This window comes from Candidatus Ruthia endofausta, assembly GCF_013342985.1.
Lineage (GTDB): Bacteria > Pseudomonadota > Gammaproteobacteria > PS1 > Pseudothioglobaceae > Ruthia > Ruthia endofausta.
In genome coordinates this window covers 1,066,004-1,083,452 of record NZ_CP054490.1, presented here as the reverse complement: position 1 = coordinate 1,083,452, position 17,449 = coordinate 1,066,004, and the positions used below count along the sequence as shown (strand labels likewise).

General features: G+C 38.0%; 21 protein-coding genes, 1 tRNA gene and 1 pseudogene. 3 read left to right on the top strand and 20 right to left on the bottom strand.

Translation table 11 applies throughout. The features are described from left to right. Positions 1–2: 2 nt before the first annotated feature. The 10 genes from HUE58_RS06100 to HUE58_RS06055 all read right to left on the bottom strand — a co-directional run bounded on the left by HUE58_RS06100 (position 3) and on the right by HUE58_RS06055 (position 10,904). Entirely contained in the window at positions 3–803 is an 801-nt protein-coding gene (locus HUE58_RS06100) for an AsmA family protein (RefSeq protein WP_174606097.1), read from the bottom strand. Further along, positions 800–1,411, bottom strand: a complete 612-nt coding sequence (gene rsmG, locus HUE58_RS06095; protein ID WP_174606096.1) for a 16S rRNA (guanine(527)-N(7))-methyltransferase RsmG — start codon at positions 1,409–1,411, stop codon at positions 800–802. Before rsmG ends, HUE58_RS06100 begins: the two co-directional genes overlap by 4 nt. Next, on the bottom strand, positions 1,408–3,276 hold the full coding sequence (gene mnmG, locus HUE58_RS06090; protein WP_174606095.1) for a tRNA uridine-5-carboxymethylaminomethyl(34) synthesis enzyme MnmG: 1,869 nt from the start codon (positions 3,274–3,276) through the stop codon (positions 1,408–1,410). Before mnmG ends, rsmG begins: the two co-directional genes overlap by 4 nt. Before the next feature lie 66 nt (positions 3,277–3,342). Continuing rightward, on the bottom strand, positions 3,343–4,404 hold the full coding sequence (gene fba, locus HUE58_RS06085; protein ID WP_174606094.1) for a class II fructose-bisphosphate aldolase: 1,062 nt from the start codon (positions 4,402–4,404) through the stop codon (positions 3,343–3,345). 88 nt (positions 4,405–4,492) lie between these two features. Continuing rightward, positions 4,493–5,935, bottom strand: coding sequence for a pyruvate kinase (gene pyk, locus HUE58_RS06080; protein WP_174606093.1), 1,443 nt, complete (start codon positions 5,933–5,935; stop codon positions 4,493–4,495). Continuing rightward, complete coding sequence (locus HUE58_RS06075) at positions 5,928–7,103, bottom strand: phosphoglycerate kinase (protein ID WP_174606092.1); 1,176 nt, start codon at positions 7,101–7,103, stop codon at positions 5,928–5,930. The genes pyk and HUE58_RS06075 overlap by 8 nt, the downstream gene beginning before the upstream one ends. A gap of 18 nt (positions 7,104–7,121) precedes the next feature. After that, positions 7,122–7,514, bottom strand: coding sequence for a DUF302 domain-containing protein (locus HUE58_RS06070; protein WP_174606091.1), 393 nt, complete (start codon positions 7,512–7,514; stop codon positions 7,122–7,124). A gap of 39 nt (positions 7,515–7,553) precedes the next feature. Next, positions 7,554–8,549 carry a type I glyceraldehyde-3-phosphate dehydrogenase gene (gene gap, locus HUE58_RS06065; RefSeq protein WP_174606090.1) on the bottom strand — a complete coding sequence of 332 codons (996 nt, stop codon included), beginning with the start codon at positions 8,547–8,549 and terminating at the stop codon, positions 7,554–7,556. Positions 8,550–8,657: 108 nt separating this feature from the next. Continuing rightward, positions 8,658–10,643, bottom strand: coding sequence for a transketolase (gene tkt / locus HUE58_RS06060; RefSeq protein ID WP_174606089.1), 1,986 nt, complete (start codon positions 10,641–10,643; stop codon positions 8,658–8,660). A 184-nt stretch (positions 10,644–10,827) separates the two neighbouring features. Beyond that, positions 10,828–10,904: transfer RNA gene (locus HUE58_RS06055), tRNA-Met, on the bottom strand. Between the two features lie 79 nt (positions 10,905–10,983). Here HUE58_RS06055 and coaE point away from each other — a divergent pair. Further along, entirely contained in the window at positions 10,984–11,589 is a 606-nt protein-coding gene (gene coaE / locus HUE58_RS06050) for a dephospho-CoA kinase (protein ID WP_174606088.1), read from the top strand. On the opposite strand, the gene HUE58_RS06045 is transcribed toward coaE, so the two are convergent. The 5 genes from HUE58_RS06045 to HUE58_RS06965 all read right to left on the bottom strand — a co-directional run bounded on the left by HUE58_RS06045 (position 11,575) and on the right by HUE58_RS06965 (position 12,524). Further along, complete coding sequence (locus HUE58_RS06045; protein ID WP_246260789.1) at positions 11,575–11,766, bottom strand: hypothetical protein; 192 nt, start codon at positions 11,764–11,766, stop codon at positions 11,575–11,577. The genes coaE and HUE58_RS06045 overlap by 15 nt on opposite strands. Before the next feature lie 9 nt (positions 11,767–11,775). After that, the gene (locus HUE58_RS07425; protein WP_422851490.1) at positions 11,776–11,826 is read right to left on the bottom strand and encodes a hypothetical protein; all 51 of its coding nucleotides are present in this window, start codon (positions 11,824–11,826) and stop codon (positions 11,776–11,778) included. Further along, entirely contained in the window at positions 11,823–11,954 is a 132-nt protein-coding gene (locus HUE58_RS07190) for a hypothetical protein (RefSeq protein WP_277998002.1), read from the bottom strand. Before HUE58_RS07190 ends, HUE58_RS07425 begins: the two co-directional genes overlap by 4 nt. A gap of 12 nt (positions 11,955–11,966) precedes the next feature. After that, on the bottom strand, positions 11,967–12,137 hold the full coding sequence (locus tag HUE58_RS06970) for a hypothetical protein (RefSeq protein ID WP_246260788.1): 171 nt from the start codon (positions 12,135–12,137) through the stop codon (positions 11,967–11,969). Positions 12,138–12,347: 210 nt separating this feature from the next. Then, complete coding sequence (locus HUE58_RS06965) at positions 12,348–12,524, bottom strand: SAM-dependent methyltransferase (RefSeq protein ID WP_246260787.1); 177 nt, start codon at positions 12,522–12,524, stop codon at positions 12,348–12,350. Between the two features lie 2 nt (positions 12,525–12,526). On the opposite strand from HUE58_RS06965, the gene HUE58_RS07185 reads away from it, so the two are divergent. Beyond that, on the top strand, positions 12,527–12,661 hold the full coding sequence (locus HUE58_RS07185; protein WP_277998001.1) for a PDDEXK family nuclease: 135 nt from the start codon (positions 12,527–12,529) through the stop codon (positions 12,659–12,661). Positions 12,662–12,883: 222 nt separating this feature from the next. Further along, positions 12,884–13,513, top strand: a complete 630-nt coding sequence (locus HUE58_RS06035) for a BON domain-containing protein (protein WP_246260786.1) — start codon at positions 12,884–12,886, stop codon at positions 13,511–13,513. Positions 13,514–13,584: 71 nt separating this feature from the next. On the opposite strand, the pseudogene HUE58_RS06030 reads toward HUE58_RS06035, so the two are convergent. From HUE58_RS06030 to truB, 5 genes and pseudogenes are all read right to left on the bottom strand, one after another. Then, positions 13,585–14,118 (bottom strand): annotated as a pseudogene (locus HUE58_RS06030) (ribonuclease HII). Continuing rightward, on the bottom strand, positions 14,115–14,396 hold the full coding sequence (locus HUE58_RS06025; protein ID WP_174606086.1) for a hypothetical protein: 282 nt from the start codon (positions 14,394–14,396) through the stop codon (positions 14,115–14,117). The pseudogene HUE58_RS06030 and the gene HUE58_RS06025 overlap by 4 nt, the downstream one beginning before the upstream one ends. Before the next feature lie 248 nt (positions 14,397–14,644). Next, positions 14,645–15,916 carry a phosphoribosylamine--glycine ligase gene (purD, locus tag HUE58_RS06020; protein WP_174606085.1) on the bottom strand — a complete coding sequence of 424 codons (1,272 nt, stop codon included), beginning with the start codon at positions 15,914–15,916 and terminating at the stop codon, positions 14,645–14,647. Further along, a complete protein-coding gene (locus HUE58_RS06015; protein ID WP_174606084.1) occupies positions 15,913–16,539 on the bottom strand; it encodes a hypothetical protein in 627 nt (208 codons plus the stop codon). Before HUE58_RS06015 ends, purD begins: the two co-directional genes overlap by 4 nt. Further along, the gene (gene truB, locus HUE58_RS06010) at positions 16,536–17,444 is read right to left on the bottom strand and encodes a tRNA pseudouridine(55) synthase TruB (protein WP_174606083.1); all 909 of its coding nucleotides are present in this window, start codon (positions 17,442–17,444) and stop codon (positions 16,536–16,538) included. The genes HUE58_RS06015 and truB overlap by 4 nt, the downstream gene beginning before the upstream one ends. Positions 17,445–17,449 lie beyond the last annotated feature (5 nt).

The window sequence follows — 17,449 nt, the reverse complement described above, 5'->3', positions numbered from 1 at the left end:
AATTAAAAACCAAGTTGCTTAAATAAATCTTTGGCTTTGTTTTGTAGTTCTTCCGTTCCACCAAAATCTAGCGAGTCTTTAATTTTATCTAAGTTAAATTTTTCTTTAATATTATCAACCCCCAATTTACGCATTAGGGTTCCTTTAATTTCTTTCTTGCCCAATTCAATGCCTTTTTTCTCTAAAGTGCCTTTTAGATTTTTAAGCACAACCGTCATCAATTCTTGACCCACTTGATTAAGTGCAATGCCACTGCCACCACCGAATTTTTCAAGGTTAATATTAGGCACTTTGATGGTTTCTTTAAGCCACCTTGTGTCAATTTTTAATGTGGTGTTAATGACATTAAATTGATTAATCTTTATTCTTTTATTGCCAGCACTTTGGATCTTCTCAGATGAAGATAAAGTAGCATTACTACTATCTTTATCTAAGTTGTCAATCAGTGTAACTAAATTCACATTGGCCTTATTTTGCTCCAAAACAAAATGCATGCCATCAAAAGACAGCTCATCAATAACAATCAAATCCGAGGTAGTTTCATCACTTATTTTTAATACAAAATAATCCAGAGAAAAGGCATTTTTATTGTTGAAATTTGGCGGGTTCTGCACTTCAATAAAATCAATATTTAAATCCTTATCTAGAAAACTGCTGCTAAATTGGCTAATGGTTACTGGCGTTTTGAGTAAATTTTGTACGTATTGTTGTGCATATTTTTTACCCATTAGGTCAAATACAAATATCACAATAAGAGTTAAAACAATAATTAAACCTAATAAAAAATACCCTATTTTTTTCATTTTCCTCTCCTAAGAATTAATAAATATCGCTTGCCCAAAACTTCTGGAACGCATAACGGCTGAACATCTATACCATGAGGCAATGTCTCTTGTTGAAAGCCCGTTCCTTTCATCAGCAAGTATTCGCCATTATCGCATAATAAATGTTGTGTCAATTTCAATATTTTTTCAACCTCTGAAAAGGCTCTTGAAATAATCTGTCCAAAACAAGATTCAATCTGATAGTTTTCTACTCTATGATTAATTATATTAAGGTTTTCTAATTGTAATTGGGTTTTGACAAATTGCATAAAACGACATTTTTTACCAACTGTATCAAGCACAGTAACTGAAAGATCGGGCTTCATAATGCTAATCACAATGCCTGGCAGACCCGCGCCAGAACCGACATCTAATAAGGGCTTATCTTTAATGTGCGTAATGATTGATAGACTGTCTAACAAATGCTTGTAAATGCCTTGTTTCATAGTTCTGATAGCACTTAGATTGTAAGTCTTATTCCACTTAATAACCAACTCAAGATAGTTCATCAACTTACTGACTTGCCCGCTTTCAAGTTTAATACTCATCAAACTGGCACCTTCTGTTAACAACGCTTCAAAATTCATTTTGACTGATGCGTTTTTAAATACACCAATAAAATAGAAATAGAGACAGGGGTAACGCCTTGAATTCGACTTGCTTGGCCAATGGTTTCTGGCTTGTGCAGTTCAAGTTTCTGTCTGACCTCAGCAGAAAGTGCTTTAATTGAGTCATAATCTATATCTACAGATAATACTGTATTTTCATTTTTACGGTATTTTTCAATTTCCTCTAATTGACGCTTAATGTAACCGGCATATTTAATTTGATTTTCAACTGAATTAATTAAAGTAATATCTGTTAAAAATGGCTTGCCAGATTCGATTTGGCTTAATATTTGATAATCAACTTTAGGTCGTTTAAGCAATTCAAACAAAGAATATTCATGGTTTAAACTTTGATTTAAGACCGCACCAATTTGGCTGTCACTCGCCTGTATCCAAGTATTTTTAAGACGATTTTTTTCTTGAGCAACAGCCTCATATTTAACTTGAAAAGACTGCCAACGCGCCTCACTAATCAACCCAAGTTCTTTAGCCTTAGGCGTAAGACGCTCATCTGCATTGTCCTCTCTTAACAATAAACGATATTCAGCACGCGAGGTAAACATTCGATAAGGCTCATTCGCGCCTTTGGTAATTAAATCATCTACCATAACACCAATATAGGATTCATCGCGTTTTGGTAACCAAGCATCTTTTTCTAGTGTAGCACATGCCGCATTAACACCTGCTAACAACCCTTGGACTGCTGCTTCTTCATAGCCCGTAGTGCCATTAATTTGCCCAGCAAAATACAGCCCTGAGATTTTCTTAACTTCTAGCGTTTGCTTTAACCCCTTGGGATTAAAAAAATCATATTCAATTGCATAACCTGGGCGTATGATATGTGCATTTTCAAAGCCCTTGATTGAATGAATAAAATCTAGTTGCACCTCATAAGGCAACGATGTAGATACCCCATTTGGATAAACCTCATTGGTGGTCAGCCCCTCAGGTTCAACAAAAATTTGATGTGAATCACGCTCACCAAAACGCACCACCTTGTCTTCAATTGATGGGCAATATCTAGGGCCGATACCTTTGATATTGCCAGTAAACATGGGTGAGTCTTTTAATCCAGTGCGAATAAAGTCATGGGTTTTTTCGTTGGTATGCGTGATATAGCAAGGAATTTGCCTTGGGTGGTCTTCTTTAACACCCATGAATGAAAACGTTGGCAGTGGCATATCCTCTGGTTGTATTTGCATGAGGGAATAGTCTAACGTTCTACCATCTAGTCTTGGTGGTGTGCCCGTTTTTAGTCGACTAACACCTAAATCGTAAGAACGCAATTTTCTTGATAAAGCGTTTGATGGTGCATCACCCGCGCGACCACCTTGAAAATTACTTTGCCCAATATGGATGACACCGCCCAAAAAAGTACCCGATGTTAGAATGACTTTATTTGCCATAAAGGTAAGCCCCATCTGGGTTACTACGCCTTTAATTTGATAATGCTCAATGATTAAATCATCAACTGCCTGTTGAAACAAAGAGAGGTTGTCTTGATTTTCTAAAGCATAACGAATTTGTGCCTTATACAAAATACGATCAGCCTGCGCACGAGTCGCACGCACTGCAGGGCCTTTTGAAGCATTCAGTGTGCGAAACTGTATTCCAGATTTATCAATCGCACGCGCCATAATACCACCCATTGCATCAATTTCCTTAACCAAATGTCCCTTGCCAATCCCTCCAATTGCAGGATTACAACTCATTTGTCCAAGCGTTTCAATATTATGAGAAATAAGTAACGTACTAACACCCACACGAGCACTCGCAAGTGCCGCCTCTGTGCCAGCATGACCGCCACCAATGACAATAACTGAATAGTGTTTAGTTTGTCCCATGTTCATGACTCAAAATAGAAAAGACCCGTTAAAACGAGCCTTTTTTGATTCTTGATTGCTAAGCGCCTACTTCACTTGAGCGTCCAATTCACCAGAGAGATATCTTTGACTCATAGAGTCTAATGAAGAAACTTTGATCTTATCTGCATTGCCCGCTGAGCCAAACGCTTCAAAACGTGCTGCACAAATATCACTCATTGCATTGGTTGCTTCTTTTAAAAATTTACGCGGATCAAAATTTGATGTATTTTCAACCAAGTGTCTGCGAACCGCCCCTGTTGACGCCATGCGTAAATCGGTATCAATATTAACTTTACGTACACCGTGTTTTATGCCTTCTTGAATCTCTTCTACAGGAACGCCATAAGTTTGACCCATGTCACCACCAAAATCGTTAATAATTTTTAACCAGTCTTGTGGCACTGAAGAAGAACCGTGCATCACTAAATGCGTATCTGGAATACGTGCATGAATTTCTTTAATTCTGTCAATGCGCAACACATCACCTGTTGGCTCTTGAGTAAACTTATAAGCACCGTGCGAAGTGCCAATAGCAATGGCCAATGCATCAACATTAGTTGCCTTAACAAAATCAGCGGTTTCTTCAACTGAAGTTAGCAACATATCTAAATCTAACTTACCTTCAGCACCATGGCCATCTTCTTCGCCCATCATGCCGGTTTCTAGTGAACCTAAACAACCTAACTCACCTTCAACAGAAACGCCACCTGCGTGTGCCATTTTCACAACTTCAGCAGTCACATTAACATTATATTCAAATGAAGCCGGTGTTTTCATGTCTGCTTCTAATGAGCCATCCATCATCACTGATGAAAAACCCGATTGAATTGAGCGCAGACAGACAGATGGCTCAGAGCCATGATCTTGATGCATAACCACTGGAATGTATGGGTACATTTCAGTTGCTGCTAAAATTAAATGGCGTAAAAACGGCTCGCCTGCATAGCCTCTTGCACCAGCAGAGCCTTGCATAATAACAGGACTGTTGGTTTTATCTGCAGCCTGCATAATAGCATGGACTTGCTCCATATTATTAACATTGAATGCTGGCATGCCATAGTTGTTGGCTGCCGCGTGGTCTAATAGTTCTCTTAATGAGATTAACATATTTTTCTCCTTTTTAAGTTCTTCCTTGATGGTTAAGATTTAGTGCTTTATTATTTAATAATTATGACTACTTGTTTTTACTCTTATTTTAATACTCTGAATCACCCACTGTCAAAATTTTCATCAGATTTGTACCGCCAGACTTATTATTATACATACCCTTGGTTAATATAACAAAATCGCCATCATAAACAAAATCGCCAACTTGTAAACGCTTGATGACCGCCTTGTTTATCTCTGTCCAATCTCTTCTAGTTGACAAAAAACAAGGATGAACCCCCCTGTAAAGCGTAGCTTTTTGCAAAGTCGATACTTTATCAGACATCGCTACAATAGGAATACCTGAACTAATTCTTGACATCCATATGGCAGTTTTACCACTTTCTGTTAAGGTTGCAATCACTCTAGCACCGATATGATTAGCAGCATACATTGCACTCATAGCAATGGTTTCATCAATATAAGTAAAGGTCTCATCAAGACGATGATGGGATATTTTAGCAATGGGGTTTTTTTCAGCTTCAATACAAACATCGTGCATAGTTTTAACAGCATTTTCAGGAAAATCACCCACTGCTGTTTCAGCTGAAAGCATCACTGCATCAGTGCCATCTAATACTGCATTAGCAACATCAAAAACCTCAGCACGAGTTGGGATTGGACTGATAATCATTGATTCCAACATTTGTGTTGCAGTAATAACAATTCGATTATTTGATCTGGCCAACTTAATTAAGCGTTTTTGTTGTGCAGGTAATTGTGCATCACCAATTTCAACACCTAAATCGCCACGTGCTACCATAATGCCTACCGACTCTTTGATAATATCTAAAATAACATCCTCTATCAAAGACTCAGCACGTTCAATTTTTGAAATTACACCGGCATTACAACCCGCTTGTTTTAATAATTGCTTAGTTTCACGCACATCATCGCCACTAACTGGAAATGACAAGGCCACATAATCTGCTTTAGCTTTTGCTGCAATTAGGATATCTTTTTTATCTTTTTCAGTCAATGCATTAGCAGACAAGCCACCGCCACGAAGGTTAATGCCTTTTTTATCTGATAAAATACCGCCTTGTATCACAATGGTATTAATTTTATTGTCTTTAATGCTAGTAACCTCTAGTACTATTTTTCCGTCATCCAACAATAAGACATTACCAATCTGTACCTCTTGTGGTAACTTTTTATACGCAATACCCACCGAATGTTGATTGCCTAAATTCTCATCCAAATCAGCATCAAGTGCAAAGGCGTCGCCATTATTCAATTGGATTTTCATGCCATCTTTGAAAGCAGCAATGCGGATTTTAGGGCCTTGAAGATCCATCAAAACACCCACATAAGTCTGGTTAGCTTGCGCCCAAGCGCCTACTGCCTTCACTCTATTTAAATGTTCTTGCTCTGAACCGTGTGAGAAACTAATGCGCACAACATTAACACCTGCAGCAAGAATACGGGCTAATACACCTTCTTTATCTGTTGCAGGACCAAGTGTGGCTAATATTTTAGTTCTTCTAGGCAAAATCTACACCCGCAGCCCTTTGTTCTAAAATTTTTACTGCTGGCAATGTTTTACCCTCTAAAAACTCTAAAAATGCACCGCCACCTGTTGAAATATAGCTTATTTTGTCTTCAATACCGTATTTATCAACAGCTGCCAGAGTATCACCACCACCAGCAATTGAAAATGCATCAGATTCAGCAATTGCCCTACCCAGTGTCTTGGTACCACCAGAAAATTGATCAAATTCAAACACACCCACTGGGCCGTTCCACACAATCGTGCCTGCATTTTTCATAATTTCAGCTAACTGCTTAGCAGACTCAGGTCCAATATCAAAAATCATATCATCATCAACAACATCAATAGATGCTTTGGTCTGCGCCTCAGCAGTTTCTGAAAACTCCTTTCCACAAACCACGTCTGTTGGTACTGGAATTTCACAATCTTCCATTAGTTTTTTAGCCGTTGGAATTAAATCATGTTCACACAAAGATTTACCCACATTAAAACCTTGAGCCGCAATAAAAGTATTGGCAATACCACCACCTACAACCAGCTGATCCACTATTTTGGATAAAGACTCAAGTACGGTCAATTTTGTTGAAACTTTAGAACCACCAACAATCGCAACCATTGGACGCTTAGGGTTATTTAATGCTTTGCCAAGCGCATCAAGTTCACCCGATAATAATGGACCTGAACAAGCAATGGGTGCATATTTAGCAACACCATGAGTAGAGGCCTGAGCACGGTGCGCAGTACCAAATGCGTCCATCGCAAAAATATCACACATCAAAGCCATGCGCTTAGATAAGCTATCGTCATTAGCCATTTCACCAGCATTAAAGCGTACGTTTTCACAAAGTACCGCCTCACCATCATTCATCTGAACACCATCCAACCAGTCCTTTTCTAAACGCACTGTGGTGTTTAATAATTCACTCAAACGATCAGCAACAGGTTGCAGGCTAGATTCATCACTTGGCTCACCCTCAGTTGGACGACCACGGTGTGACATTAGCATGACTTTAGCACCTTGTTTCATTGCCATTTCAATGGTTGGCAGTGAAGCCTTAATACGCTTATCACTAGTAACAACCCCATTAGAAATTGGTACATTAAGGTCTTGACGAATTAACACTCGTTTTGAACTTAAATCCAAATCTGATAGATTAATAACTAACATAATAATTCTCCTACTTATTTACGCAATAGACTGATCAACAATTTTAATCAGACTTTTTTCAACAGGCTCAACTAATGGCAACAGCCTATTAATATTTGACAGTTGGGCAATTTGCCTAAAGGGCAATGCCAATCCAACTTTGGTAACATTATCCTGAGTATATACCGAAATTCGACACGGTAACATTATGGCTAAATTAACATCCTTTTCAAGAATATCTTTTGCGACTTTTGGATTACAAACTTCGAATATATGGCATTCCTCTGCCAATTCTTGGCCTTTATCAGCCAATGTTTGTTTAATATCAAAAACATGCAAAATGCCAAACTGATTATCTGTGACGGCCTGCTTGAATTTTTCAATTACCTCACTAACACTAAGTTGTGAGTTTTTAATATATATATCTGGCATAAAAGCACGGCTCATGACACGAACCGTATTTTTAATAGTTTAAACAATGTGCTCAACTAAACGAAGCATATTACAAGTATAACCATACTCGTTGTCATACCAAGACACAGCTTTAACAAATGTATCATCCAGTGCAATACCTGCGCCAGAGTCAAAAATTGAAGAAGCACTAAAACCACGGAAATCACTTGACACAACTGAGTCTTCAGTATAGGCCAATGTACCTTTCATTGAACCTTCTGAGGCCTCTTTCATAACGTCACAAATTTGCTCATAAGTTACACTTTTATTTAACTCACAAGTTAAATCAACCACTGAAACATCAACCGATGGAATGCGAAATGCCATGCCTGTTAATTTACCATTAAGTTCTGGCAATACAACACCGACTGCTTTAGCAGCACCCGTTGATGAAGGAATGATATTCTCAAACACCGCACGACCACCCCTCCAATCTTTCATTGAAGGACCATCAACCGTTTTTTGTGTTGCTGTTGATGCATGAATTGTTGTCATTAGACCGCGCTTTAAGCCCCAATTATCATTAATCACTTTAGCGATTGGTGCAAGACAATTCGTGGTACAAGACGCCGCTGAAATAATGGCTTGACCTGCATATTCAGTGTGATTTACACCATAGACAAACATTGGTGTGCCGTCTTTAGAAGGCGCTGACTGAACCACTTTTTTTGCACCTGCATCAATGTGTGCTTGACAAGATTCTTCAGTTAAGAAAAAACCAGTACAATCAATCGCCACATCTACATCAATATCGCCCCATGCAAGATCAGCAGGATTGCGTTCAGCTGACAAGCGAATTTTTTTGTAATTGATGACAAAATTATCACCATCGACTACAATATCACCGTCAAAACGACCGTGAGCTGTATCATACTTAAGCATGTATGCTAAGTAATCATTATCTAATAAGTCGTTAATACCGACTATTTCTAGTTCTGGAAAATCTTTTGCAATTGCACGAAATACCATGCGACCAATACGACCAAAACCATTAATACCTACTTTTATTGCCATTTTCTTACTCCTTTTTTTTACTTCATTACATTATGCCGTTTGGGCATAAATCTCATTTAAACACTAAAAAAATTATTAGCAACTTTTGTCGTGTTGTAAATTTATTATCTAGCTAATAACGGCTTTTGCTTTTGCAATAACGTTATCTGTTGTAAAGCCAAATACTTTAAATAATTGATTCGCTGGTGCAGACTCACCAAAGGTTGTCATACAAACCACATCACCATCTAGACCTACGTACTTATACCATCCATCACCAACACCTGCCTCAATCGCAAGACGCTTAACACCTGGTGTTAAAACTGAATCTTTATAAGCTTGGTCTTGATCGTCATAAGCATTTGTACAAGGCATTGAAACGACGCGCACCTTAGCATCCATTGCCATCGCTGCTTCAATTGCCAAACCCACCTCAGAACCCGTTGCAATAAAGATAATATCAGCCGTACCTTCACAATCTTTAAGGACATAGCCGCCTTTTTCAATATTTGCCACTTGCTCAGAAGTTCGCGCCATGGCTGTTAAAGTTTGGCGCGAAAAGACCAACCCTGTTGGTACATCACCTCTAAGCATCGCCATTTTCCAAGATACCGCTGATTCAACGGCATCGCACCCTCTCCAAGACTGGAAATTAGGAATCATACGCATGGTTGCCAACTGCTCAACTGGTTGATGTGTAGGACCATCTTCACCCAAACCGATAGAATCATGAGTATAAACATAAATTGTGCCAATTTTCATCAGTGCTGACATGCGTAATGCATTATGCATAAATTCCATAAACATAAAGAAGGTTGCCCCATAAACCTTAAAACCACCATGAAGCACCATGCCATTCATCATATGTGCCATGCCAAATTCACGCACACCCCATGAAAGGTAATTACCGTTTGCGTTTTGTGCATTCACTTTAACAGTGCCTGACCAATTAGTTAGGTTAGAACCGGTCAAATCAGCAGAGCCGCCAAACATTTCTGGCAATAAAGGACCCATGACCTCAATCGCACGTTGAGAGGCCTGACGGGAAGCAATATTTGGCATTTCTTCTTGTGTTTTAGCAATAAATTTATCCATTTCAACTGAAAAATCAGCAGGCAAATCACCTGACATACGACGCTCAAACTCAGCCGCATCTGCTGGAAACTCAGCCTTATAGGCTGCAAATTTAACATCCCAAACTGATTCATCAGTAGCACCTTTTTCTTTATGATCCCAACCTGCGTAAATATCTGCAGGGATTTCAAATGGCGCAAAATCCCAACCCAACTCTTTACGAGTTGCTGTAATTTCATCATCACCCAATGGCGCACCATGACAATTGTGCGTGCCACATAAATTAGGCGAACCAAAACCAATAGTTGTACGTGTACAAATAAGTGAAGGTTTGGTAGTTTCAGCTTTGGCAGCGATAATTGCCGCATTAATTGCATCAGCATCATGACCATCAACATCACAAGCAACATGCCAACCATAAGACTCAAAACGACCCGCTACATCTTTTTCCATCCAATCAGAAATATGACCATCAATAGAGATGTCATTATCGTCCCAAAACGCAACCAATTTGCCAAGCCCTAACGTACCTGCCATAGCGCAAGACTCATGAGACAGGCCTTCCATTAAACAGCCATCACCCATAAATACATAGGTGTTATGGTCAACAATATCATAACCTGGCTTGTTAAATTGTGCCCCTAGCGTACGCTCGGCAATTGCCATACCAACCGCGTTAGTAACGCCTTGGCCCAATGGGCCTGTTGTTGTCTCAATACCATCTGCATAACCATACTCAGGATGGCCTGCGGTTTTGGCATGTAATTGACGAAACTCTTTAATATCATCCATGCTAAGGTCATAACCTGATAAATGTAGCAATGAATAAATCAGCATTGAGGCATGTCCGTTTGATAACACAAAACGGTCACGATTAGCCCACTTAGCGTGTGCTGGGTTATACTTCAAATGATCATTCCAAAGTACCTGTGCAATATCTGCCATACCCATTGGTGCACCCGGGTGGCCTGAATTTGCCTTTTGAACTGCATCCATGCTTAAAGCGCGAATGGCATTTGCTAAATCTCTGCGTGATGGCATATAAAACCCCTTGAATAAAAACTGAATAATTATACGTAAAAACTACTCTTCAATCAAGGCACATCCAAATGATTGTTTTATAACAAAAAAAAAGTAATCATACAATAGAAACAACTGACTAAATTATAAAGCTGATTTTTTAATAGATAAAAAAGATGTGCATTATAAATACATTGATATTATGTGGTGGTTATAGGTGGACTTGAACCACCGACCCCAGCATTATGAATGCTGTGCTCTAACCAGCTGAGCTACATAACCATAAAAGAAGAGAGTATTATCGAAATATTTAACGTAAATGTCAATAGATAAAGTGTAATATTGATAAAATCAATTGACTATGTCAATCATTAAAATAGCACTAACAGGCGGAATTGCTTGTGGCAAATCAAGGGTGGGTCAAATCTTAAGTGGTTTGAACGTGGATGTTATCAGCCTTGACAAGCTTGCACGCGACGTGGTCAAACCTGACACGCTTGGACTTAAAAAATTAATAAAATACTTTGGTAATGATATTCTTAATGCTAATAAAAGCCTTAATCGTAACACCTTACGTAAGCTTTTATTAGAGAATAAATCTAATCAACAATTGATTGAAGCAGTGTTGCATCCAGAAATATTAATACACATGCAAACTGCAATTGAAAAACTAAAAACCAAACTAGTAGTGGTTGAAATACCTCTATTAGCTGAGAAGAATCTCACTCATTTGTTTGATAGGGTAATTATTGTTAATTGCAATGAAAAGCAACAATTTAAAAGGTTAATTGCTCGTGACAATCTCAATCTAAAGGAAGCAAAAAGCATGATTTTTGCACAGGTTAACCATTCGCTGCGTTTAGAATTGTGTGGCAAATTGCCCACTGATATTATTGAAAATAACCTAGATATTGACAATTTAACTCAAAAAACTAATCAATTGTATAAGAAACTAATCAATTTGTAGTCTTTTAATAACATTGCCGTTAATTAGATGCTCAATGATAATATCATTAATACCTTCTTGACGGCGCTTATCTTTGATATAACGATACATCGTTTTAGCATTAAGTTGTGAGCAACACGCTTTACCGTCTTTGCGAATATTGTTACAAAAGAAAATATACCGTGTATAAAAATTCATCAAAAATCCTTACATATCAATAGCACGCTGATAGCAGTATTTTTTATCAAAACCAGTCATTTTAGCTGCAAGTTTAGCGGCTTTTGCCATGCCCCCACATCTTCGGTGAGCAAAATGGGTAATATTTTATCCAACATTTCTTCTCCTGATGTTTTATTGTCTTTATCCATTGCAGAAATAAGAATCACAAATTCACCTTTTTAGTGTGCGTCATCTGCTTGTAAATAATCAATCAAATTTGACAAAGTGTCTGTTTTAATCGTCTCAAACGACTTAGTCAGCTCTTTGGCAAAGCAAACAATACGTTCATTGTCTAGTACCACTTGTAAATCTTGTGCATAGGAAGAAAAGGATGCGTTTGGAGGATTCATAAAAAATAGCCACTTCATTGATATGAGCAATTGAACGAATTGTCTTCAAGCGTGCTGATTATTTACTGAGTAAAAAACCAAAAAATTGAATTCATCACTGGCAATCCCTGATGCGCCAATTGCGCTAATCATTGTATCAGAACCAGGAACGGGCGATATGTCTGTCTGTCAATAATTCATTAATCACATCGGGTATTTTATGTCTTTCATTTATAGCTCATGGAAAGCACGCATGGGCGTTGCAATATCATAATGATTAAGTAAATGTTTGGAATGACGTATACCTTCTGCTAGGGTAATATCAACTATTTTTAGCGTTTCAACCGCCCTAAAAATGATATCATTTAAGTTTCTAATTGGGTGTGGTAACAGTATAAAGCGTTCCATTCATGTTCAGTTTTAAAAGAAAAATTGGTAATCAGGCAGAAGACATTGCATTGGCATATTTATTCAAACAGTGTCTTAAACTCATTGAAAAAAATTATTTAACCCCATTGGGTGAAATAGATTATTGTTATGCTTGATAAAACTAGCCAAACATTAGTTTTTATTGAAGTTCGGTATCGGACTAATATTCGTTTTGACACTGCAGTAGAAAGGGCTACTCATAATAATTCGAACGGCTGAATTGTATTTACAATACACACCAAAAATATCAAGATTATCTGTGCAAGTTTAATGTTATCGGGCTTGAATCTGATTTAAAATAAATTAAAATAAAAAGACGCTTTCGAAAGCTAAGCATTATGAAAAAAATCATTCTATCAATACTTTTAATAGCAAGCTCTTTATTTCTAACAAGCTGTACACCAGCCATTCAAGGCGTCTCAACTGTTAGTTCAGTAATTTCAATAAGTAACGACAGGCGTAGTATTGGGGAAATATTAGATGACAAAACTATTGCCTTAAGGCTATTAACCTGGTCTATCGAAGATTCAACATTAAGTGATGCACATCTTAATTTTATGGTTTATAACAAAACAGTACTCATTGCTGGAGAAGTGCTAACACCCGAAATACGCGTTTATGTCAACAAGCAAGCACAACATCAAGTGCCAAAAATTTCACAAATATTTAATGAAATTAAACTCGGGCCTTCAAGCGGGCTGCTTAGCCGAGCCAAAGATTCAACCATCACCATACAAGTTGAGCTTCTATTTCAAAATCAGGAAGTATTTCATCCAACCCATGTTCGGGTGATGGTTGAAGATCAGGTAGTTTATTTAATGGGTGCTTTGACTAAGCGCGAAGCGGATATGGCCGCCAAAACTGCTGCTAAAGCCAAGGGTGTTTACAAGATTGTTAAGTTATTTAATTATCTAAAAATTCGTCCCAAGGCTGAAATAGAACGCGATAGGCTTAAAAAGCACTTGTAAGATAAACGTAGAGTTGAACCTGAGCAAAAAAAGTTGACTTACAGCGTCAAATTAGGGCGTTAGATAGGATACTACAGGGACAAATTTTTCACCGGAGTAAATGAATACCGGTGTTCACTGATAACGCCAAACTTTGTTAAAGCTTCAATATGCACCTTGGTGCCATAACCTTTGTGTTTGGTAAAACCATACTTTGGGTAAAGTTTATCCAATTCAATCATCTCTCTATCACGCGTTACTTTGGTAATAATCGATGCTGCTGATATAACTGGCTCAGTTAAATCGCCTTTAATAATTGGTGTACAATTTTCAAGCTCAAGGCAGAACACCTGGTCATATTTGATATTTAGACGCTCAATAGCACGGCGGGCATGGCCAACATAGTGAGCTGCAAAATGTTAATTTTATCAATTTCAGTCGCACTTGCCCGCCCCGCTGGCGTTGATTGGTAATCAACGCATATAAAGTCTACGTTTTTTCTCACTCAGTTTTTTTGAATCAGTCAACTCAGGCAAATCAGAATTATTTGGCAGAATAACGGCACCTACCACAACATTGCTTACCAAATAGCCCCTGCCAACTTCATCCACGCCGACAATAATCATTGATATGCTTTAATTCCTTGCCCCAAATCATTTGGCGCAATAAACACAAAGGCACGCTCACGTTTGAATTGTTGTAATAAGTCTAGTTTTTCTAAATCTGATTTAGCTGTTGCATAACTAACATGGTAAGATAATTTATACCCTGCAATGGTGTAACCCATTCCCGGATCTTTGATAGCGTGTTGAACAATCATGGCTTGACGAGGGTTTAGCCTTCTATCGGCTAAATATACAGCAAGTAGTTTTAATGTTTGTTGTTGATTTTGCTTCTTGTCCACATAATAAAACAAGCCTTTGCTGCTGCATCCGTGAAAATTTAATAAAGTGCCAATATTACTCAATATCATCAAAGAATTCAGGTACTTTATAGATGGCGTATTTTATTCCAATGCAGATAGCGATTTTTTTTCATCAGTTATACGAGGTATTACTTCTTGTTGAATTTTTACAACTGCTAATTCTAACAAATCCTGCATAAAAAATTTGGGTGGAGATACAATTTTCATAATAAAAACATAGTATAATACTAACTATCAATCGCTTTAAAACCAATATCATCTCGATAATAAGCATTTTCCCAGTTGATCTTTTCAAGTAGCGCATAAGCATTTTTTTGTGCATCTTTGATGTCTATTCCAAGTGCAGTGGCACATAAAACACGCCCACCATTACTAACAACATTATCACCATCCATCTTGGTGCCAGCGTGGAATACTTTTGCCGATGCACTGTTTTTTGGCAAACCAATCACTTCACCAGAAGTGTAATTATCTGGATAACCGTTAGCCGCTAAAACCACACCCATTGATGAGCGCCTGTCCCATTCAATATTCGCTTGGTCTAATTTTTGTTGCGTTGCCAATAGGCATAAGTCTGCCAGATTAGACTTAAGACGCATCATAATCGGCTGAGTTTCAGGATCGCCAAAGCGACAGTTATATTCTAATACTTTAAAATTATTATCTTGGTCAATCATCAGCCCTGCGTATAAAAACCCTGTGTAGGTATTTCCTTCTGCTGCCATTGCATCAACAGTTGGATAAATAACTTTATCCAACACTGCCTGAAAAATCTCATCGGTAACAATAGGTGCTGGAGAATAAGCACCCATACCACCAGTGTTTGGACCTTTATCATTGTTATCACGAGCTTTATGGTCTTGTGAGGTTGCCATTGGCAAAACGTTTTTACCATCACACATCACAATAAAACTTGCTTCTTCACCACTCAAAAACTCTTCAATCACCACGCATGAACCTGCCTCACCAAAACGATTGCCTTGTAACATACCAATAATTGCATCCTCGGCTTCAGCTTGCGTATGAGCAATAATCACACCCTTGCCTGCAGCCAAGCCATCAGCCTTAATCACGATAGGTACGCCTTTATTTTTAACATATTGAATAGCGGAGTTTACTTCGGTAAATACGTCGTAATACGCCGTAGGAATGCTATTACGCTCTAAAAAATCCTTACAAAATGCTTTAGATCCCTCCAATTGTGAGGCGACTTGAGTTGGCCCGAAAATTGCCAAGCCTTCGGCTTGAAAACGATCAACCACGCCTATTACCAGTGGCGCTTCAGGACCAACAATGGTTAAATTGACTTGATTGATTTTTACCAAATTAATTAAACCCGCTATATCCTCTACAGCAATATCAACATTGGTCAATTTATTTTCTAACTGTGTACCAGCATTACCAGAGGCGACAAATACTTGACTGACTGTATCAAATTTGGCACACTGCCAGGCCAAAGCATGTTCGCGACCGCCGCCGCCAATAACTAGAATCTTCATAAGTACTCCGTAATAAATTCTTTAAATTTTTTATGTGACATAATTTGCGTACCATCGCAATTAAACGACATTGATACGGTTGAATTAAACAAATTAATGGTAATTGAACGTAAATAATAACCCTCAAGATGGCGTAATTTTGGAATGTTTTGCAAGATAAAATGCAAATCGTCCTCATGAGTTAACTGCTGCATTTTTTGATTTCTATCTAACAAAGACTGCTGCCAATCTTTTGAAAGTAGGACAAAGGTCTTATCTTTTTCAAGCATTAAATAAATGCGTTTAATAAGTTTCTCTTTTTCATCAAGGCTAATTTTATTAAAATGAAAATCAACATAGTTAGACTTTAACAAATCACCTGCTAAATGCACCTCGGTATTAAATGGGTCAAACACTGATGCAATACGCACCTCTGCATTATTGAGCCCAATCACCAAACGATATGTACCCGTTTTAAGTAGCAAAAACAGCCAAACATCAACCAATTCGTCTAAGTGGTCATCTACAATATTAAAAGCTCGTTCGCGGTTATAAACACTTTCGCGCAGGCTTTTATCGCCCTTGATAGAGTGCATTAAATTGTTATTAAAATAATAACCAACCAGTGCGTCTTTTTTGCTCATACAAATAACCTTTTTGGTGCAATTATCCCATTTTCTTGACGCTGTCCAATGCCCAAAAATTGTTTTTTATCATCAAATAATTTCACTTTGAGCAATCCTTGCTTATCTGTTTGAACTTCTCTGCCAAACTTGATATCCACGCTTTGGATCTCACTCAGGTAAACATCCTCAAGATTTGGTAGCATGGCTTCACTGGCAAAAATTTTCTCATCTAGCGCTTGATAATCATCTGATGCCAACACCTTAAGGTCAGAAAATTTAAAGGTTTGGCTGGTATCAATATGTGCAAAACCTGTGCGCCTGAGTTCAACAACATGCGCACTACAATCTAGTCTTTTACCAATATCTTCTATTAAAGTGCGAATATAAGTGCCTTTAGAACACGTTACTTCAAGCGAAAGCATGCCATTTTCATATCCAAGATAAATAATTTTATGAATGGTAACTGGGCGTGACTCTCTTTTTACTTCTATACTTTGTCTGGCAAGTTTATACAATGGCTGCCCATTTCTTTTGAGTGCTGAATACATAGGTGGAATCTGCAAAATATTACCCTTAAAGCTTATAGCCGCCTTAGCAATTTCACTGTCACTCAAATGCTCAAAAGGCTGGGTTTTGATAATACTGCCTTCGCAATCACCTGTATCGCTCATTTGCCCCAACTTACCACGCACAAAATAACGCTTATTATCCTCTAGTAAAAATTGTGCAATTTTAGTCGCTTGCCCTAAACAGATTGGCAAAATACCACTGGCTAAAGGATCTAGCGCACCTGTATGTCCCGCCTTTTTGGCAAAAAAAAGTCGTTTTACTTCTTGTAAGGCAGTATTAGAACTTAAACCAACATCTTTATCTAATAAAACAATACCATTAATGTCTCTACCTTTTGGACTGCGTCTTGACATGGGAT